General features: G+C 35.5%; 17 protein-coding genes and 2 riboswitches. Of the genes, 3 read left to right on the forward strand and 14 right to left on the reverse strand.

Annotated features, from left to right (window positions below):
* Window positions 1–52: 52 nt before the first annotated feature.
* The 10 genes from cobA to ACFSTE_RS16390 form a co-directional block, all read right to left on the reverse strand.
* Window positions 53–781 carry a uroporphyrinogen-III C-methyltransferase gene (cobA, locus tag ACFSTE_RS16345; protein ID WP_176030581.1) on the reverse strand — a complete coding sequence of 243 codons (729 nt, stop codon included), beginning with the start codon at window positions 779–781 and terminating at the stop codon, window positions 53–55.
* Window positions 781–1,593, reverse strand: coding sequence for an SDR family oxidoreductase (locus ACFSTE_RS16350; RefSeq protein ID WP_176030580.1), 813 nt, complete (start codon window positions 1,591–1,593; stop codon window positions 781–783). Before ACFSTE_RS16350 ends, cobA begins: the two co-directional genes overlap by 1 nt.
* Window positions 1,583–2,407 (reverse strand): (2Fe-2S) ferredoxin domain-containing protein, encoded by an 825-nt coding sequence (locus ACFSTE_RS16355; RefSeq protein WP_378254410.1) that lies wholly within the window; start codon window positions 2,405–2,407, stop codon window positions 1,583–1,585. The genes ACFSTE_RS16350 and ACFSTE_RS16355 overlap by 11 nt, the downstream gene beginning before the upstream one ends.
* A gap of 278 nt (window positions 2,408–2,685) precedes the next feature.
* Window positions 2,686–2,878: riboswitch (cobalamin riboswitch) on the reverse strand.
* A 9-nt stretch (window positions 2,879–2,887) separates the two neighbouring features.
* A complete protein-coding gene (locus tag ACFSTE_RS16360; RefSeq protein WP_378254412.1) occupies window positions 2,888–4,342 on the reverse strand; it encodes a PepSY domain-containing protein in 1,455 nt (484 codons plus the stop codon).
* 96 nt (window positions 4,343–4,438) lie between these two features.
* On the reverse strand, window positions 4,439–6,766 hold the full coding sequence (locus ACFSTE_RS16365; protein ID WP_378254414.1) for a TonB-dependent siderophore receptor: 2,328 nt from the start codon (window positions 6,764–6,766) through the stop codon (window positions 4,439–4,441).
* A 107-nt stretch (window positions 6,767–6,873) separates the two neighbouring features.
* Window positions 6,874–7,084, reverse strand: a riboswitch (cobalamin riboswitch).
* A 12-nt stretch (window positions 7,085–7,096) separates the two neighbouring features.
* Window positions 7,097–7,621, reverse strand: coding sequence for an AAA family ATPase (locus ACFSTE_RS16370; protein WP_378254416.1), 525 nt, complete (start codon window positions 7,619–7,621; stop codon window positions 7,097–7,099).
* 4 nt (window positions 7,622–7,625) lie between these two features.
* Window positions 7,626–8,552: an adenosylcobinamide-phosphate synthase CbiB gene (gene cbiB / locus ACFSTE_RS16375; protein ID WP_378254418.1), complete on the reverse strand. Its 927-nt coding sequence runs from the start codon at window positions 8,550–8,552 to the stop codon at window positions 7,626–7,628.
* Window positions 8,531–9,556, reverse strand: a complete 1,026-nt coding sequence (locus ACFSTE_RS16380; protein ID WP_378254420.1) for a pyridoxal phosphate-dependent aminotransferase — start codon at window positions 9,554–9,556, stop codon at window positions 8,531–8,533. The genes cbiB and ACFSTE_RS16380 overlap by 22 nt, the downstream gene beginning before the upstream one ends.
* Complete coding sequence (locus ACFSTE_RS16385) at window positions 9,553–11,019, reverse strand: cobyric acid synthase (RefSeq protein ID WP_378254422.1); 1,467 nt, start codon at window positions 11,017–11,019, stop codon at window positions 9,553–9,555. Before ACFSTE_RS16385 ends, ACFSTE_RS16380 begins: the two co-directional genes overlap by 4 nt.
* A 335-nt stretch (window positions 11,020–11,354) precedes the next feature.
* Entirely contained in the window at window positions 11,355–11,780 is a 426-nt protein-coding gene (locus ACFSTE_RS16390) for a hypothetical protein (RefSeq protein WP_176030572.1), read from the reverse strand.
* Between the two features lie 301 nt (window positions 11,781–12,081).
* Here ACFSTE_RS16390 and ACFSTE_RS16395 point away from each other — a divergent pair, with 301 nt between their 5' ends.
* On the forward strand, window positions 12,082–12,309 hold the full coding sequence (locus ACFSTE_RS16395; RefSeq protein ID WP_176030571.1) for a hypothetical protein: 228 nt from the start codon (window positions 12,082–12,084) through the stop codon (window positions 12,307–12,309).
* A gap of 81 nt (window positions 12,310–12,390) precedes the next feature.
* On the opposite strand, the gene ACFSTE_RS16400 is transcribed toward ACFSTE_RS16395, so the two are convergent.
* The 3 genes from ACFSTE_RS16400 to ACFSTE_RS16410 are packed head-to-tail and all read right to left on the reverse strand — an operon-like array spanning window position 12,391 to window position 16,057.
* Window positions 12,391–12,621 carry a ferredoxin gene (locus ACFSTE_RS16400; protein ID WP_176030570.1) on the reverse strand — a complete coding sequence of 77 codons (231 nt, stop codon included), beginning with the start codon at window positions 12,619–12,621 and terminating at the stop codon, window positions 12,391–12,393.
* Window positions 12,621–13,865 (reverse strand): peptidase U32 family protein, encoded by a 1,245-nt coding sequence (locus tag ACFSTE_RS16405; protein ID WP_378254425.1) that lies wholly within the window; start codon window positions 13,863–13,865, stop codon window positions 12,621–12,623. Before ACFSTE_RS16405 ends, ACFSTE_RS16400 begins: the two co-directional genes overlap by 1 nt.
* 44 nt (window positions 13,866–13,909) lie before the next feature.
* A complete protein-coding gene (locus tag ACFSTE_RS16410; protein WP_378254426.1) occupies window positions 13,910–16,057 on the reverse strand; it encodes an acetate--CoA ligase family protein in 2,148 nt (715 codons plus the stop codon).
* A gap of 125 nt (window positions 16,058–16,182) precedes the next feature.
* Between ACFSTE_RS16410 and nadA the strand changes: the two genes are divergently transcribed.
* Together nadA and nadB are read left to right on the forward strand one after the other, a co-directional pair.
* The gene (gene nadA, locus ACFSTE_RS16415) at window positions 16,183–17,121 is read left to right on the forward strand and encodes a quinolinate synthase NadA (protein ID WP_378254428.1); all 939 of its coding nucleotides are present in this window, start codon (window positions 16,183–16,185) and stop codon (window positions 17,119–17,121) included.
* Window positions 17,122–17,127: 6 nt separating this feature from the next.
* On the forward strand, window positions 17,128–18,702 hold the full coding sequence (gene nadB / locus ACFSTE_RS16420) for an L-aspartate oxidase (RefSeq protein WP_378254430.1): 1,575 nt from the start codon (window positions 17,128–17,130) through the stop codon (window positions 18,700–18,702).
* Here the strand turns inward: nadB and ACFSTE_RS16425 are convergent.
* Window positions 18,692–19,393, reverse strand: coding sequence for a hypothetical protein (locus ACFSTE_RS16425; RefSeq protein ID WP_378254432.1), 702 nt, complete (start codon window positions 19,391–19,393; stop codon window positions 18,692–18,694). The genes nadB and ACFSTE_RS16425 overlap by 11 nt on opposite strands.
* Window positions 19,394–19,500: the final 107 nt, after the last annotated feature.

Raw genomic sequence — 19,500 nt, forward strand, 5'->3', positions numbered from 1 at the left:
AGTAAAATATATACCTCACTTCATAAACTGAAGTAAGGTATATAGGGTATTTTTATAGATGATTAATAGATGTTGCTCCTATGATAAGAACTACCGGCATCTCTGGTTGTTGTTCTTCAATTAGTTGCTCGATAGTTCCAAGAGTGCCTATTATGATTTGCTGATTGGATCTCGATGCATTAGAAACAGCATTTACTGGGATGGTATCATCATTACAGGCTTCCATTAATTTAGGAACTATCCGATGAAGGCTTTTAAGTCCCATGTAGATAGAAATAGTGTTTCCTGCTTTGAGCATATGGGCAATGCCATTTAATTGCTCAAAAGAATAATCAGCAGTATGAGCGGTACAAATCAGATTAGCATTTGATTTGTTTCTTTCTGTTATCGGAATATTGAAAATACTTGCTGCAGCTAAGGAAGCGGTTATTCCGGGAACCACTTCAAAAGGAATATTGTGTTCTGTCAGATAACGGGCTTCCTCGGCAGCCCGACCATATATATATGGATCACCTGATTTTAATCGAACTACCTTTTTTCCATCTTGCTGAAACTTGCAAAGTAATTTATTAATCATCAGTTGTCGTTCTATTTGATCTGTATTATCTCCGAACTTTCGACCAACATATATTTTTTTGCAATAATTGTTGATGGTCATAATGGCATCGGAAATCAGGTTGTCATGAAGAATGACATCTGCTTGTTCAATTAGATGATGTGCTTTTACTGTCAGTAACTCCGGATCTCCAGGTCCGGCTCCTACGATTGCTATGGGGTACATTATAGTAGTTTTAAAGGATCGGGGTGAAGGTATTCATAGGCGAGTACTTCCTTGCTTTTTGCATTGGATATTAGCTTGTATGCAGTGTCTTTATGATTAGAAAAAGTAGGTGGAGTTAAGCCTATTTTTTCTGCTGCCAAGGTATAATATTCTTTGCGCAGCGGATGTTTATCGGCACAGCCGTTAAATATTTCGCCCCAATTGTTAGTATTAATTACAGATTTGATAATGCCTAAACAATCATCTCGATGTATCACATTAATAGGAGCATCTCCATTGGGAACTTCTTTTTTATTAGCAAGAAACCTTCCCGGAAGACGATCATAGCCTATTAAACCAGATAATCGAATAATTGTAAGATGATGTTGAAGTTGAGTATGCAATATCTGTTCTACCGCAGCTACTGCCTTTCCGGATTCTTTTTCCGGTTGTGTATGTCGTATTTCCGTAACCCAGTCATTTGTGTTTTCGTACACAGAGGTTGAACTAATGAAAATCACCTTTTGGTTGTTGCCAATATAAGGTAAAATACTTCGAATTTGTTGTTGGTATACTTCTGTGATGTTTGGAATTCTCCTGGGTGGGAAATTGATAATAAGTAGTTCACTTTCAGATAAAAAATCTAAATAAGTTGCAGAGGAAGCTTCCCCTAAGGTCAGTAGGTAAGGAGTTATTCCACTTTGTGTTAATATGTCGATTTTATCAGGAGAAGTAGTGGACCCCTTAACAGAGATCCCTTCTTTTATAAAATCTTTAGCTAGTGGAAGTCCTAACCATCCGCAACCTAAAATACTTATTTGTTTAAGGTTCATTTTTTATTCTTATATGTTCTGGGTTCATTCCCAGATAAATAGATAGGATATGATGCCATGAAGCAATATCTTCCTCTTTTATCCAGCAGGTTACCAGATGATTACCTTTTTTATTTTTTAGCCTAATTGCTTTGGTAAAGATAGCTGTTTTTTTCAACCAGATTACTTCTGCCGAAGTAACTTTTCTTTCTACAAGGTTATCATCAGCATCTTTTGGGATACCTGCAATTGCTAATTTTATATTGATTTGATCTCCTGTTATAGAGAGATCGTATTTTTCATGATATGATATTACATGAGGAGTTTTTATATCAAAAAACATGCCATCATTGAGTTTTATTGCGATTTTTTTATCTTTTTGAAACAAATATTGAAATAATGGATATAAATGCTGGTCAGAGGCAAATGCTTTGGCAATGAGAGCATCTCCTAAATGAGGATCTGTCTTATGCGCAAATGAAGTCAGGGTAACTTTACGTTCTTTATCTGTTTTAATAGTATCCCATCCTTCTTTGTATAATAGATGTTCTTCAACTTTTTCCGGAGTATTATTCAAATGGCAGGATACGATATCGATTGCCTTTTCAGGACTAAGGTTTTTATACCAGAAATTACCAGGTTGTACAATCCATGTAGGAGCATTTTCACATCGTCCGTTGCATCGGGTTTTAATCGTGTGTATATCATTCCATGCTCCTTCATTACGCAAGTATGCTCTTGCTTCTCGTATTGCAATTTCGCTATTGGCACGCTGGCAAGATCCTCCGTCACAAAACTGAAAAGTAGTTTTTACGTTTGTTAAGTTTTTTCCCATGATGATTAAGAGTTAATAAATAGAAAATGGATAAAAATAAAAGCAGAAAAGCATGCTTTTATAGATGCTCTAGTACGACTTTCAGAAGAGGATATGAAATGTATTGACCGATTGAAGTTATAGCAGAATTTCATACCACATAACATTAGTTTTTTCATATAAAAATTAGTGTTAGGTGGGAAAAAGTTATAGAAATAAAAAGATAGTATGTATACTACCATACGTCTCCTATGTCTAACCCTTTACCCGAGAGTTATTAAATAGTACCAAATTCATTTGGTATCATAATTTTGGTGGCAGGTCTCCTGACTTAGCTATGCATATAATACCTTCCCATATCATAGAATTGTATACAGTGGTTTATGGATATATACATTGATCTGAGCTTCACAGTTGCGGGAACAGTTTTGGAATCACACCAAATTCCCTTTTCATCTTAGTAGAATAAGAACCACAAAATCAGCGCAAATATAAGCGATTTTATTTTTTCCTTTTTTTTCGGCGCTTTTTGAGCTTTCTTTTATAAAACTTCCATCCCAGAACAACTCCTGTACCACTGATTATTGTTCCTCCTAGTAATAAAAAGATTAGGGTTATATCCCATAATGGGCGGTTCCATGCTAAAAAAGAAAAATCCAGACTGTGCAATCCATGGTACAACCAGCGTTCTATTTTGTTTTTAGTAGATGATTTAAATAAGAAACTGGCAGTGTCAGGATCTATATAATATGTAATATCTTGCTCGGTGTTGATTCTCAAAACAGGAAGTTTCCTCGTATTGTGCCTGCTATAATAGTAAGCATCATATTCGGTTAACAAAGAAATATCCTCAATTTTATTTTTTAGAGAAAAGAGTTGAATAATAGCAGCAAAATTCTCTTTGGTATACGAGAAATCAGTAGTATTCAAGAAAGATGTATGTGTATTGGAAGCTGTAATAAAATGAGTTAGTATGTCCCCCTGAAATTTAGAAAATACAATTTCTCTAGCGGTATTTACTTTGGAGGATTGACCAAAAAGTTGCCAAGTGATATCTTCAAAGTCTGTTAGTACGAATGGGTGTTTTTTCCATAATTGTTGCTCTGTTTTAGAAAGAGAGGTACTGGGAGTCCAATTTAAGGGAGTCATGCTCATCATTCCGCTAAATGTCCATGTACAAACAAACACTCCAAAAATAAGCCCGAAATAATAATGTAGGTTATACCATTTGTTTTTGAAACGTTGGAATCGTTTTTTAGGCTTTTTTTTGTATCGGATAATTCCGGTATACATCCCGGAAATGGTCATGATAAGTCCAAAAAAAGCTAACCAGGTTACCAATTGATACCATAAGGTATTGTGCACTCTTAGATCTCTGAAATAAATCCAATGAGGGATGGCTCCTAACCACGTCCAAAAACGTTCTTTCTGAGTTGTTTTTTGTAGTAATTCACCCGTTAGAGAAGATACATACACATGCGTTTTTGAAGGATCTTCAAAGGTAATTTTATAAATAGGCAGATGTGACAGGAAATGAGTCCTTGGAATCCATTGATCCAGTTTTGTCAAGGAAGTAATTTCAGATACAGCAATTATTTGTGTGGCAGCTGTTGCTATATCTAACGCCCTTTTAGATGAGATGTCTAGGAGGGCTCCAGTGTCCGCATATCTGGAAATTGTTTTTCCGGTTGTTGTTTTTAGGTGAAAAACCGGACGATGTAATTGTTGCTGTAATCGCAGTGAAGTGATTTCCTGTACACTGTCTTTTTGAAAAATATGAAACGGAGATAGTAGTGTTCCTGTAATTCCTTTCTCTTGTAAGGAAATCCGTTCTTTTCCTGATAGTTTAGGAAAGCTTTGATACATCATAACAAAGCCTGATAAAAACCAGCAAAGAAATAAAACACAAAAAAAAGAACCTAACCAGTGGTGTATATTGATGATCAGTTTTTTCATTACATAGGAGTTTGTTTATGAAGAGAAAGTTATGCTCTTCCTTAAAATACAAAGACCAGTATTATTGCGATATACTGGTCTTTGATGTTATTTATTCTAAAAAGAATACGATAAACTTATCTTATAGTTGCGTTCCTGCCCCACAAAGTATTGATTGGCATATATAGCATCTGTAAAATATAATTCATCTGTGATATTATTGAGATTAAAAGCGATTCGTGCATTCTTTATTTCATAAAAAAGAGTCCCGTCTAATGTAGTATATGCGGGTAATTCATAGGTGTTATCTGAATTGGTGTAATTAGCAGAAGTATGGTTCATCCCGAATCCAATTCCCAATCCTTTGAATTTTGTAGTAGGCAATTTATAACTTACCCAGGCATTGGCGAGATGTTTTGGAGCAAAAGGAAGTTGATTTCCCTCTGGGGTGGTTTGCAATTCTCTATTATAATCACTGATAGACGCATCAGCAAATGCATATCCCGCTTTAATAAATAATCCATTAATAGGATGAGCTTGAATATCGAATTCTATCCCTTTAGAGTCCGCTTCACCAATCTGTCTGTAATCTTCAACACTTGTTTTTTCTACAATATTGTTTTTTAGCATGTAAAAGGCAGAGAAAGTGGCAGCAAGTACTTTGTTTTGATATTTAATTCCGGCTTCTGTCTGATATCCGGTTTCAGGATCAAAAACTTGTCCATTAGGAGCGATTCTTCGGGTTGGCTTAAAATAATCAGAATAAGAAGAGAATATACTAATATGTTTGGTTGGCTGATAAACTAATCCGGAACGAAGTGTAAAAGCAGTCGAAGGAATTTTTGTTTTTTCACCGTATTCCAAAACGTTTCTGTTATTATCGATTTCATCTCGGTAGTAGGTACCATTAAAAATGTCATACCTCATACCGATCATTACTTTTACCTTGGGAAGTAGGTGGATTAAATCCTGAATAAAGAAAGAATTGACAAATTCTTCTTTGACATCTACTCTTTTGTCTACAGCTTCAATATGTCCCTGGTTTAATATAGGGTTTTGAACTGCAATCGTGCTAAAAGTTCCTTCTCCGATAACCTCACCTCTAAATGTTTTTCGATCCAGATAACTAAGGCTATACCCAGCAACTGAGGTATGAGATATTTTTCCTGTTTTGAATATATATGAAAGGTCTAGTTGATTTTGTAGTGTTTTGGTCGTATGATTAAAATAGAAAGGAAATGCTCTGGTGATAGAGTCTTTGGTCTCGTTTACTTCTAAAAATTCTGTCGAAAGATAATCAATATCATCGTCAGAATAAGAGAGGTGATTCGAAAGCTTTAGATCATCTGAAAAAGTGTGTGTGTATTTTAATTGATAATCAAAACGCTTGTGCCTCAGATAATCCTGGGGATCATTGTATCGGGTTTCAGGATCCATTCCTTTTATAAGAGATCCGTCTTTATCGACAGGAATTCCCGTATCGGTGTCATAAACATCATTATTTGCCTGAATATAAAATTCAAAAGCATCTTTTTGAGTAGGAGTGAACTCTAGCATAAGAGCTCCGTTATTGGTTTCTACTCCATAATCTCTCCAGCCATTTGTTCGGGTAATTCCAAAATCAGCTCTGTACTTTAATGTTTTACTAATCGGACCTCCAATACCAAAAGAAGCGTTATAGGTATCAAAACTTCCGTATGTAGCTGTAACATTTCCGGTTTGTTGATCCGTAGGTCTTTTTCGTACCAGATTAATGATTCCTCCTAGAGCAGAGTGTCCGTATAAGACTCCTGCGGGTCCTTTTAGTACTTCTATATAATCTACATTTGCCAAATTGGTAGAAGGGGCACTGGTAGATAGGTTATGACGTTCATCCCGTACTCCGTCAATTAATAAAACAAAGTTGTTAAACCCTCTTATTCTAAAAGTTTGAAATCCTCCGTACCGGTTGATTGGTCTAACTCCTGTCACACTTTTGACAGCATCTCCTAAATCGGTAACATTACGTTGTTCCATTACTTTAGGAGAGAGGGTATTAATTACGATAGGGTTGTCTAAGTTTTCAATATTTAATTTTCCGACTTTAGGGCGATTGTGTCGGTTTGTTGAATGACCAATTACTACCTGAGATAGAGAGGTTACACTTTTTTGTAAACTGATATTAAGTGTTTTTGAAGCAGATGAAATATTTGTTTGTAGTGTTTTATCCTCATAGCCAATAGCTGTAATTACTAATGAGATTTCTCCCGTAGGAACGGTGATCGAATAATAACCTTGTTGATTTGTAGCAGTACCTTTTTGAGCATTTAAAATACTGATAGAAACATTAGGGATTCCTTTAGACGAATCCACATCGGTAATTATTCCTTTTAGTGTTGCATTTTGTTGAGCATAGCCAATGAGGTGTAACAAGATCAATGCACCACATAACATAATTTTTTTCATTATTAAAAATTAAAGTTAGGTGGGAAAAGTTGTAGAAATAATAAGACTACCTATTTCTCTATTCATAGGAGCTTTGTTATATCTAACCCTTTACCCGAGAGTTAATACTGTTATGATGAGATATGGCAGGTCTCCTGACTTTACACTTTAGCTATCACCTTCCCATATTTAAATACAGTGGTTATATCGATAGTAATTTTTAGCATGTATTACAGTTGCGGGAACAGTTTTGGATTTGCACCAAATTCCCTTTTAATTTTTACTAAAGCGAAATATTTTTCACTTTATGTGTAAAAAACCATAAATCGGCTGCGAATATACTCGTTTTGTTTATATGAGTGAGAGGATAATCTCTTTTCTTTTTGTTAATGTAGTTTTAGGAAGTGTTTCTATGTTGAAAGACAGGTTTTTATAAGTTTTTATAAGATGCTCATGTATTTGCATTGCTTCCTTGAAAGTTTGCGGACGTTGCGGATCATTTACATAAATTTCTTTCCAAGGAGGAAGTAGAAATACCGTGTTTTTATAATATTTCTTATAAGGAAAATGTTGTAGATATCCCGGGATGAAATAAGATTGCGATGTCAGATAGGCGGTCATATCTGCGAGCCCTCTGTCTACAAAAGATATTTCATTAACAGGGGATTTTAATTCTTCTATCGTTTTTTGATAGATCAATTCTGCAAAACCGAGAATATCTCCCCAGGGAGTTTTATTTCCTTTTAGTTTTTGTTGATGCTGTATCACTTTCCGGGATAATTCAGAAAAGCAATGAATTCCTTCTTTCTGTAATTGAAGAAGTAAACTGCTTTTACCGGTACCGGGAGCTCCTGTTATAATATACCTTTTACTCACTAGGTTATAGGAAATAATGTAAACTACAAATTAAAACGACAAAAGTAAGGGTTACTTTTTGATTTATGGCCGCTACCTTTTTTATTTCATAATCTTTAATATCTCTAGGATTAGTGCCGATATAGGGTTTCTCTACTAATTGTCCGTGATAATAATTTGGTCCACCAAAACGGCAATCTAATACGGCTGCAAGTGCTGCTTCAGGGTACCCTGCATTCGGACTGGAATGTTGTTTCCCATAGGTAATTACAAATGGAAGTTTATGTAGTTTAAACGACACCAGAAGAATTAAAAAAGCTGTTATCCTAGCGGGGATATAATTAACGACATCATCTGTATAGGCTGCAAATTTTCCAAACAAAAAATAACGTTCATTTTTATAACCAATCATGGAGTCCAGTGTATTGATCATTTTATAAGTCATGGCCCCGGGGATTCCCAAAATAGCATAGTAAAATAAAGGGGCAATAACTCCATCACTTAGGTTTTCGGACAAAGTCTCAAAAACGGCAGTTTTTATTTCTTGTGGAGAAAGTTTATCGGTTTGTCGACCAACAATCCATGAGAGTCGTTTTCGTCCTTCTTCCAGACTAGAAGCCAGTGCTCTGAAAACAGCCTTTCCTTCCTGAATCAAGCTCATATTGGCAATACTGTAGAAAACAAAAACCGCAATAAATGGATACTGTAGTATCGGATAAGTACTCAAAAAAGATGCTGTAAAGAAAAAGAAAGCAAATACTCCAGTTGATAAGGTTATGGTAAGGAACATTCCTTTGAAAAAACGTGCCGGAGCGGTATTCAGGTTACGTTCTGCTTTATAGATCAAGGTTCCAAAGGTACGAATGGGGTGAGGAAGCCATCTGGGATCTCCTAATAATAAATCTAAGAGGTATCCGGCTATCAAGGGAATTATGAGGTATAACTTATCCACTGTCGTAATGCGTTAATGAGTAGTTGATTTTTGGAGGTATCCTGACTGGCAACTCTAAAATAGTGAGCATCCAATCCTTTAAAATTAGAGGCATCTCGTATAAGAATCTGATGCTTAAAAATTAAATATTCCTTTAGCGCTTTTACCTGCGGGGTATTCATCTTTACTAAAAAATAATTAGTTGAAGAAGGGTGTACAGAGAAACCATTGAGTTGCTGTATTTGTCTTTGTAAATCAAGACAGTTATCTAGTACATCAGATATGGGAGGGTACAAAGTATTGTAATTTGCATAGATGTACTTTCCTGCTTCAATTGCAATAGTATTGACACTCCATGGCATTTTAACTTGTTCTATCTTGTTTTTTAAAGAAGAGGAACTAAGTAAATACCCTAATCGGATTCCTGGGATAGAGAATACCTTGGTCAAGGAGCGTACAATAATCAGATTATCATATTTTTCTATTAGCGATATACATGATTGTATAGATAGTGAAAAATCGATATAGGCTTCGTCAATGACGAAAGTAGTGGCAGGGTATTTTTCGAGAAGGGTTGCAATTTCTGCCGGAGTATTGCTATATCCGTCTGGATTATTAGGATTGCAGATGAAAGCAATTTCTTCATTGAAACTTTCCTGAAGAATAGCAGATCTTAGATAATGGCGTACAGTTACTTTATTCGCCTGGCATGCATCCTCATACTCAGAAAAAGTAGGGGATAGTATTGCAGCATGCATTCCGGAAAAGGCATTAGCTATCAGGTAAAATGCTTCTGTTGCTCCATTAGTAATGAGTACCTGGTCAGAAGTAACCTCATGGTGCTTTGCGATTATAGTTGCTAACTCATCTGCTCCTGGAGAAGGATAGTTTCCTATAGACGGAAGTTGAAGCGAGAGATAAGTTAATAAAGCTTTGGAGGTTCCAGCATGCCATACATTAGAACTAAAGTTTGCTTTAAAATTTATATTGTAACGATATCGGTCGTCCCCGTGCCCATAAATCATATCTCTACTTGCATTTCTTTTATAATACGATCAATATCCATTGTTTTCTCTAGTAAATCAGCTAATTTATCATAATTTTCCTGCTTGTATTCTTCATAATCAAATGCTACTTTTTCTTGAGAAAAATCCTGTAGTAGATCATCGATCACAATTTGGTTGTCCAAAATTCCATGAATGTATGTCCCCCAGCAATTATCTAGAATCACTCCTTCATGGGTTTGGTTGAGTTGGTTTAGAAAAGGAATACCTTTATCTGTAGTCGTATTTCCCATATGAATTTCATATCCTTTACAGGCTTCTTTATATTGTTTGAATGTAAACTCACATTGGGTCGTTACTTTTTCTCTGGTCAGCACTGTTTGGATAGGAAGTATTCCGAGACCGGGTATTGTTTTGATGCTACTCTCTACATGGTACGGATCTGTAATTACTGTCCCAAGCATCTGATATCCTCCACAAATCCCAATAATTTTTTTCCCGTTTTCATGTGCGAAAAGAATTTCTTTAGCCAGTGTTTTGTCTCGCATAAATTGTAAATCTCTGATCGTGTTCTTACTACCAGGAATAATGATAATATCTGCATTTTTAATCCCTTCAGGGGAGTCTGTATAATACAAATGTGTTCTGGGATCTTTCTCCAATACATTAAAATCTGTATAATTAGAAAGATAAGGAAGCAGCACAACCGCTATATTAATGGTTCCGTCTTTTGCCGTGGTATTTTTTTGAAGTAACCCTACAGAGTCCTCCTCTTCTATATAGATATCACTGGCATAGGGAACGATTCCGATAACGGGGATTCCTGTTAGTTTTTGAAGTATTTGTTTCCCTTCTTCGAAGAGTGAAATATCTCCTCTGAATTTATTGATTACAATACCTTTAACCAATTCTTTTTCCCAGGGTTCTAATAAAGCAATACTACCATATACACTGGCAAAAACACCTCCTTTGTCAATATCAGCAACCAGATATACATTGGCATTAGCCGCTTTGGCCATCCTCATATTCACAATATCCCTGTTTTTTAGGTTTAATTCACTAATGCTTCCAGCCCCTTCTAATACAATAGGAGAGTACATTTTTGCTAAGGATAGAAAAGCTGTCGTAGCTTCTGAGAATAATTGTTCTTTGTTATTGCCTAAAAAATACTCTTTAATGGTCTGATCTCCGATTGGTTTTCCATGCAGTACTACCTGTGAGGTATTAGAACCAGATGGTTTTAGTAATACGGGATTCATATTAGTAGAGCAAGGGATACCACAAGCTTCTGCCTGTACAGCCTGAGCACGTCCTATTTCCAGTCCTTCGGGAGTAGCATAGCTATTCAAAGACATGTTTTGAGCTTTGAAAGGGGCAGGAGTATATCCTCTGTTTTTTAGAACTCTGCATATTCCGGTAACTAATATACTTTTACCCACATCAGAGCCTGTACCCACAAACATAATAGGTCGTGATTTTTTCATGTATTTATTCCTGTACAGTTATACATATCATTTCTCTATACGATGGAAACAAAATATTTCCTGTTTAAAGAATTTCAAAATTAATTATTTTGAATTGTTATTTTACATTTTGAAAATATAATCCCGCAATAAAATAGGATCAGTTCGTTTTTGAGACGATATAATTTCCTCGATCATAGAAGGGTAGAAGCCTTAAGGAGAATTGTATAGAATATCTGATTGTTTGATTTGCTATTTCGTATAGATATACAGAAAAGTGTATCCGTTGCTCAATACGGATTAAGTTACTATAGCATTAGAAAGAAGATTGAGAGAACTGATTATTTGTGCAGGAATTAGTGTGTTCTTACAATGTTATTCTGCTTCATAAATCCGACTTTTCTAAATCGCATTCCCATCCAGGTATTATTGATGGATAGGTGATCCACCGGACGCAAATTATAATCGCCTAGCACGCCCCATCCGGTTTCTTTGGAAACTTGATAAGGTCCTTTTGTCGAATATTTTTTGGGATAAGCAAACCACAAAATGGCGTCACCTACTAATTTCGGGTAAATAGTCTCTATTCGGTTCTCTATTTGTTGCTTATGAGTAACAAAAACCAACGCAAAATCTACTTCAGAAACCTGGATTAAGGATTCTTTTATAGTAATGTTTTGTAATTTCTCTAATTCCTGATTAAACCCTTCAGGTTCATTCAGAATTAAAATTTCATCAAAGTTTTTTGGTAGCTGTAATTTTTGAAAAAGAGGAGTTGTCATAATCAAGTATTTTAAAGGAAAGAAGTCTCTTAAAGATACTAAAAAAAAGTGTAAATACCTATCGGTATATACTAGATTAGGTGGTTTTTAAAGGAAAGAAGGAAGGAGTAAGCAGATTTTAATTTATTAAAATTAACAATTTTAGTTAGAAATAAATAATAGATGGGCGCTTTTTGTTTTAAATCGACAAAAAGTGTCATTAATCGAGGAATATGTGTTTTGTATAGCGGTTATTTTGCCGGTTAGAATCCTAATTTGGTACATTCATTATTTCATAGCAAAAGGTATAAAATAAGATGTGATGAAAAATGATGAATTAGAAATTACTGATTTAAAAGAAATTATACGGAAATTGATTTCTTTTATAGTTGTTGACGGAAAAAAGTATATTAGTGATGATGCCCAAAAGAGGGCGTATGTATTAGGGTATTTACATTTATTAGCCAAAGTCATTAATTTTATAGAAGAGGAAGACGAATTCACAGCGGTAGAAAACATAGCTGATGATATTTCAACATATATAGAATAGTGAGAAATAGCGATACTTTTCTAAACTTATCTTTTCGTCCTGAGAGCAGCGCAGCGTTAAGGGGGAGCGCTTTACTATCGGCTACACTATTTTTGTTGATATAATCTTTACAGGACATGCTTTTGCTGCAAGATCACAACCTTCATAGATTTCATTATCTTCTGATTTTATTGTGTAGAACCCTTTTTTTTCTACTGATTTTAGCAATACAGATTTCCCGTCTTTCTTAGACATTTGGAATTGTTCCGGGGCGAATTCTACACAATAATTACACCCGATACATTTTTTTCTTTGTAGTGTGACTACTACCATTATTTGTTTTTAACGATTTTGTATAATTTATCTGAAAGTCGGATTCTAAAATCCAAAGGAATGGTACAAGAATCTCCTTTTTTTGCTGTTTGATGAGGTTCATCATTAACGAGCATTTCTGTAAGTGTAAACTCTTTAACTCCTGTAGTAGGACCAGTGATGAGGAGCGTATCTCCTATGGTAAGATCGTAGGCTTCTATCTTGAATTCTCCAATTTTATTTTTAGGAAAATAATGCTGACCTTTTCCAATATAGACTTTCTTTTGAGTAGCTTTAGAACCGTCTATATTACTCCATTCTCCTAGTTTTTGACCTAAGTAATATCCGCTCCAGAATCCTCTGTTGTACACTTTACGTAAGCTATCCATCCATATGGAAACTTTTGCTTTTGTAAAATGCCCTTCATAATATGCATCAATAGCTTCTCTATAGGTAGCGATTACCTGAGCAACATATTCGGGAGCCCGTCCTCTTCCTTCAATTTTTAAGACTTTAATTCCAGTATCAATAACCTGATCCAGAAAATCGATAGTGCATAGGTCTTTTGGAGACATCATGTATTCATTATCCAATTCTATTTCTAATCCGCTATCCTGATCAATCACCGTATATTTTTTTCTGCAGTTTTGCTTACAGGCACCTCTGTTGGCAGAAGCGTTGTGTGAATGAAGACTGAGATAACATTTTCCGGAGACGGCCATACATAATGCACCATGACCAAATATTTCGATTTCTATCAGGTTGCCCGAAGGTCCGGTGATTTGTTCTTTTTCTATCAGAGAAACTATTTTTCGAACTTGTCGCAGGCTTAATTCCCGGCTTAAAACCATAGTATCGGCAAACATGGCATAAAACCGGACGGTCTCAATATTGGTTATATTAATTTGAGTAGAAATATGGACTTCCATGTCAATCTGTCTGGCATAGGAAATAACTGCTTGATCCATTGCAATTACTGCTGTCACTCCAGCTACTTTTGCAGCATTGAGTACTGTTTTTATAATAGACAAATCATGATCGTATATAATCGTATTAAGGGTAAGGTATGTTCGGATGTTTTTACTATAGCATCTTCGGGTGATTTCTTCTAAGTCGTCTATTGTAAAGTTGATACTGGCACGAGCTCGCATATTTAATTGTTCAACTCCAAAGTATATGGAATCAGCCCCGTTATCAATAGCTGCTTGCAATGATTCAAAATTACCGGCAGGTGCCATTAGTTCTATTTTACCAGATGATGTCATGATACGTTTGTTTAAAATCTTTTAGTTTTTTGAAGAAAGGGAATTTATGTTATAATAAGGGATGATGGTTCATCTATTGTTTTGCAAATTTTAATGCGAACATCAACAGCTGTAATTCCTTTAGAATTCCCTATTAACGGATTGATATCCATTTCTGAAATCTCGGGAGCTATTGATACTAATGCTGAAATACGTTGGATGATATCTATAAAGTAGGTTTCGTTGATTCCTTTTTTTCCTCGGGTTCCTTGTAGTATTTTATATCCTTTGAGTGATTGAATCATACGAGAAGCTTCTGTCTTAGAGATTGGACTAAGTCCGGCGGCTACATCGTTTAGGATTTCGATAAAGATTCCTCCCAGACCACATAAGATTGTATGAGTAAATCCTGTTTCTTTTTTAACCCCCACAAAAAGTTCTATTCCTGAGATCATAGGTTGTGCCATCACAGCGATTGCTCCTTTAATTGACATTAATTGATCGAAGGCAGTCTCCGCTTCTGTTGCGGTATTGATATTAAGAAGCACGCCTTGATGATCAGATTTATGGATTGGTCCTACTACTTTCATTACCATAGGAAATCCAATTTCCTTACTTTTTTTTAGAAACTCTTTTTTGGATGCATCTATAATTTCAGGAACTCGTGGAATTCCTGTTGCATCAATTAGGGAAATGGTTCTTTCCGGAGAGAGGTAACCGTCATCAGAAGCATCAATGAGATGTCGAATCGTTTCTTTGTCTATTTCGGGTAATGTGACTTCAGAAGGAGTAGGGGCTGGAGTTTTGTATACTTGTGCTAATGCTTTTCCGAGAACGACTTCATCCGGGAAATTGATATTTCCTTTGGCTAAAAAGGTTTGGATTTCTTTTTGAGCATTGACAATAGAAGGAAGCACAGGGAAAATAGGCTTCTTACAGATGTCAAGTTTTACACTTAATACATTGTATACGTTTTCCACATCAAATAAGCCAGGACTGCCAAAAACGACAACCATAGCGTCGATATGGTCAAATTTATGCTCACAATAATCAATAATAATTCCGAGTTGTTCTGCCGTACCTGTTGCTAAAAAATCAATGGGATTATTAACAGAAGACCCTGGATGCAAAAAATGCTGCAATGCTGTTGCCTCTTCTCCTGTAATCGGTGGAATTTGTAACCCTCCTTTGGAGAGTACATCGGTGAGCATCACTGCAGAGCCACCTGCATGCGTTATAATCGCTATATTTTTTCCTTTTAGCTCTTTATAATTAAAAATAGAGGCAACACTTATCAATTCTTCTCTACTGCTACAATATACAATTCCTGCTTTTTTAAACAAGGCTCTAATCGTCATATCAGAACTGGCAATTGCTCCTGTATGAGATGTTGCCGCTCTGCTTCCTTCAGATGTGCTTCCTGCCTTGATTGCCGCTATTTTGGCTCCTTTATTGATTAAAGAAGAAGCGTGTTTCAAAAATTTTCCAGGATTTTTAATCGTTTCCAGGTAGAGAAGCTTTACAGGAGGAGATACAGTATGTACATAGTGCATATCCATATATTCTAGTATTTCTTCTGCTCCGATTTGCGCTCCATTGCCAATAGAATACATAGAAGCAAATTTTACCCCAAGGGGAATTCCAGCTTCCATAATAAATACCGCTGTGGCTCCAGAACTGGAAATAAGGTCACAGCCACCCGCGTCAAAAGGAGGAATGGGAGTAGTGAACACACCTTTGTAATGGTTATTGGAAACACCAATACAATTAGGTCCTATAAGGCAGGCATTATGCTTGTGAATTAAGGTACTAATTTTCTGTTCTAAGACAGCCCCCTCTTCATCAGCTTCCGAAAAACCAGCAGATATGATGATAAATGCTTTTGTGTTTTTTTCTTCGAGGAGCATTTGTACACTGCTCAGACAGTATTTTGCAGGAATTGCCAATATAGCTAACTCTGTGTCAGGAATATCTTTTATATTTTGATATGAAGGTATTCCCTGTACCTTGTTTTCTTTAGGATTGACAATAGATAGTGTCCCCTGATATCCACCATCAATACAGTTTTTTACAATTTTACCTCCTGGTTTTTTAATATCGTTAGATCCACCAACAATAACAATGCTTGCCGGATTGATGAGTTGCTCGTTTACCATAAGTTGATTTATACAGCCGGTAAAAGTAGGTTTGACAATAAAGGTAATAAATGACAAAAGTCATGTTTGTATGAAAAAGAAAAATGTAGTAAAGATCAGATATAAATTCTTTTGAATACTATGATTTAAATCATATGTAAAGGAAATTGCTTCTTATAATTTTGTTTTTATAAAACAAAAGATTGGTTTATAACGTGGGGATTAAAGAAAAGATAGCGCGATTAAAAAAACAAAAGAATGCAGTTATTTTAGCGCATTATTATCAGGATGAAGCTATTCAGGAAATAGCAGATTATGTAGGAGATAGTCTGGGATTATCTCAAAAAGCGGCAGCAACAAAAGCTGATATTATTGTTTTTGCCGGGGTACATTTTATGGCAGAGACTGCAAAAATATTAAATCCAGAAAAAAAGGTGGTATTGCCAGATATGACAGCGGGTTGTTCTCTGGCAGACTCATGTCCTCCTGATGCTTTTAGGAAACTAAAAGAGGCACATCCGGATCATACTGTAATTACCTATGTAAATTGCAGTGCAGAAATTAAAGCAATGACGGATATTGTGTGTACTTCATCCAATGCACTGAAAATAGTTAATTCGATTCCTGAAAATCAACCGATTCTTTTTGCACCCGATAAGAACTTAGGAAAATACATTATAAAGGAAACAGGAAGAGACATGGTATTATGGGATGGGAGCTGCATTGTACATGAAGCTTTTTGTATCGATAAGTTATTGGATCTGTACAAAAAACATCCGGGTGCAGTTATTATAGCGCATCCTGAGTCTGAAGAACATATACTGAAAACAGCAAGGTATATTGGTTCTACCGCAGGAATGATTCAGTATGTAAAAGATCATCCTGATAGTACATTTATTGTAGCGACTGAAGTTGGGATTTTGCATAAAATGAAAGAAGAAGTTCCGGAAGCAGTTCTTATTCCTGCTCCTGTAGAAGAAGATAATACCTGTGCATGTAGTGAGTGTGGTTATATGAAAGTCAATACGCTACAGAAGCTATACAATTGTCTGGAGAAAGAAAGCCCATCGATAGAAGTTGATCCGGTTATTAGAGAAAGAGCATTACTTCCGATTCAAAGAATGTTAACACTATCTAAATAGTTCCTTATGATATATACAGATTATTTGGTCATAGGTTCTGGAATAGCGGGGCTTACTTATGCGATTAAAATTGCCTCGAGATTCCCTACGCGGAATGTAACAATTATAACAAAAATGAGCGAGGAGGAATCAAATACTAAATATGCACAAGGAGGCGTCGCGGTTGTTCTTAATAGAACAACAGATTCTTTTGAAAAACATATTTCTGATACCTTGATAGCAGGGGATGGGTTGTGTGATGCGTCAATTGTAAAATTAGTTGTAAAAGAAGGTCCCGAATTATTGCAGGAACTAATCAATTGGGGAGCATCGTTTGATACGGGAGAAAATGGAGAATTTGATTTGGGAAGAGAAGGAGGGCATTCTGAGTATCGAGTACTACATCACAAAGACAGTACTGGTTATGAAATAGAAAAAACATTGTTGCAACAAATAGATGTGCTACCTAATATAACATTACTAACACATCACTTTGCAATTGATCTTATCACAGCGCATCAGGTGTATTCAACAGCCAAAAATATCCAGAAATGCTTCGGAGTCTATGTTTTTGACCAGAAAACCAACACGGTAAAAACGATAAAAGCTGGGAATACATTATTGGCATCAGGAGGGATTGGTCAGGTATATGGGCATACGACTAACCCTGCAATTGCTACCGGGGATGGAATTGCAATGGCATATAGGGCAAAGGCGAATATACAAGATATGGAATTTATTCAGTTTCATCCAACTGCGATGTATTCTAAAAATAAAGGAGCCTCTTTTTTAATATCGGAAGCTGTTAGAGGATTTGGTGCTTTTTTAAGAAATGTAAAAGGAGAACGTTTTATGCTGCAATATGATACCAGAGGAGAGTTAGCTTCCAGGGATATCGTATCTCAATGCATTGATAAAGAGCTTAAAAAAACGGCAACTACATACGTGTTTTTAGACTGCACTCACTTGGAGGTCTCTGCTTTTAAAAAGCATTTTCCTATGATTTATGAAAAATGTATTGAGTGTGGTATTGATATTAAGAATGATTGGATTCCTGTTATTCCAGCGTCTCATTATGTTTGTGGAGGAATTGTAGTGGATGAAAACGGGAAGACTTCTTTAGATAATTTGTATGCCTGTGGAGAATGCTCGAGAACAGGACTGCATGGAGCAAATCGTTTAGCATCAAATTCTCTATTAGAGGCATTGGTATTTGCAGATAGGGTTTATAAGCATCATACTACTTTACTTCCTGAAACTATGGAGAACATAGATATTCCTGATTGGGTAGAGATAGAAATACCTACATTGTTGGATATAAGAATTATAGAAGTATATAGAAAGAACTTGCAAAAATTGATGAGACAATATGCAGGAATTGTTCGCAGTAATAAGGAGTTAGAAATAGCAGTGTATTCCCTTGCTGAAATTTATAAAAAAGTAGAAAAATTATACAAGCAAAATAGCATCCATGTTGAGTTATGCGAACTACGAAATATGATTAATGTAGCACATATGATCATTACGCAATCGATTGCCAGAAAAGAGAACAGGGGAGGGTATTATAATAAAGATCTCGTCACAGAGAAAATCACCAGGTAAGCTTTTTTTCCAAATCAATTGTTTTTGGATGTAATATATTTTGTTCTACAAAAGCATAGTGCTGTATAACTGCCTCAATTTCGCGGCTTTTTGTTAGTAAATACAAAGCCGGTTTAGCAAATGCCGGAGTATTGGAAAGCGATTGCAATAAAAGATCGATTTTCTCTAGAGAACTCTTTATGGCTGTGTATTCCTTTTCTATATTGAATATAGGGTTTGTAACAGTGGCAAATTTAGGAAAGGTTAATAACATTCCTGATTTCTGAACACTAACCATTTCTTTTATAAAAGGATAGAGGATGAGTTCTTTTTTTTCGATATGAGTTGCTAATTGATTAGCGAGATCGTAACATATATTTTCGGTTTCTATTAAAGTTTCTGAATCAAAACCTACGTTTTTTTTATTGAATAGTCTTAATAATCGGATAATTTGTTGGGTGAGATGAAGGTGATGATGATGTATGATGTGTTCTACCAATGCATCTAATGACCATTGATCGTATTCCAAGCTCTTATGTCTATTGATGAAATCCTGTTGTATTTTCTCAAAAACAATTCCATTACGATCACAAATAGTTCCGATTGGTATATGTTTGGAAGAAGAGTAATCAATTTTATAAGTATTGAGAATATCAAGCGTATATCGATATTCTTTAATAAGTTCTAAAATGATTTTTTCTTTTTCTATCATTAAGGGGATTTTCTACTAAGGGTTTATTTTGTGTTAAAATTACAAAAGTATAATAAGGATAATAATAGGAGCTGTTATTATCCTTAAAATATTTTAAAAAGTATTGA

Origin of the sequence: Aquimarina hainanensis, from assembly GCF_042684685.1 — a bacterium.
Lineage (GTDB): Bacteria > Bacteroidota > Bacteroidia > Flavobacteriales > Flavobacteriaceae > Aquimarina > Aquimarina hainanensis.

Coding starts and splice junctions, on each gene's coding strand:
- ACFSTE_RS16400 (WP_176030570.1), bottom strand. CDS start 12,621: ATGGTAGTAGTCACACTACAAAGAAAAAAATGTATCGGGTGTAATTAT.
- ACFSTE_RS16365 (WP_378254414.1), bottom strand. CDS start 6,766: ATGAAAAAAATTATGTTATGTGGTGCATTGATCTTGTTACACCTCATT.
- ACFSTE_RS16425 (WP_378254432.1), bottom strand. CDS start 19,393: ATGATAGAAAAAGAAAAAATCATTTTAGAACTTATTAAAGAATATCGA.
- ACFSTE_RS16390 (WP_176030572.1), bottom strand. CDS start 11,780: ATGACAACTCCTCTTTTTCAAAAATTACAGCTACCAAAAAACTTTGAT.
- ACFSTE_RS16405 (WP_378254425.1), bottom strand. CDS start 13,865: ATGACATCATCTGGTAAAATAGAACTAATGGCACCTGCCGGTAATTTT.
- nadB (WP_378254430.1), top strand. CDS start 17,128: ATGATATATACAGATTATTTGGTCATAGGTTCTGGAATAGCGGGGCTT.
- ACFSTE_RS16350 (WP_176030580.1), bottom strand. CDS start 1,593: ATGAACCTTAAACAAATAAGTATTTTAGGTTGCGGATGGTTAGGACTT.
- cobA (WP_176030581.1), bottom strand. CDS start 781: ATGTACCCCATAGCAATCGTAGGAGCCGGACCTGGAGATCCGGAGTTA.
- ACFSTE_RS16395 (WP_176030571.1), top strand. CDS start 12,082: ATGAAAAATGATGAATTAGAAATTACTGATTTAAAAGAAATTATACGG.
- ACFSTE_RS16380 (WP_378254420.1), bottom strand. CDS start 9,556: ATGATTTATGGGCACGGGGACGACCGATATCGTTACAATATAAATTTT.
- ACFSTE_RS16360 (WP_378254412.1), bottom strand. CDS start 4,342: ATGAAAAAACTGATCATCAATATACACCACTGGTTAGGTTCTTTTTTT.
- ACFSTE_RS16355 (WP_378254410.1), bottom strand. CDS start 2,407: ATGGGAAAAAACTTAACAAACGTAAAAACTACTTTTCAGTTTTGTGAC.
- ACFSTE_RS16385 (WP_378254422.1), bottom strand. CDS start 11,019: ATGAAAAAATCACGACCTATTATGTTTGTGGGTACAGGCTCTGATGTG.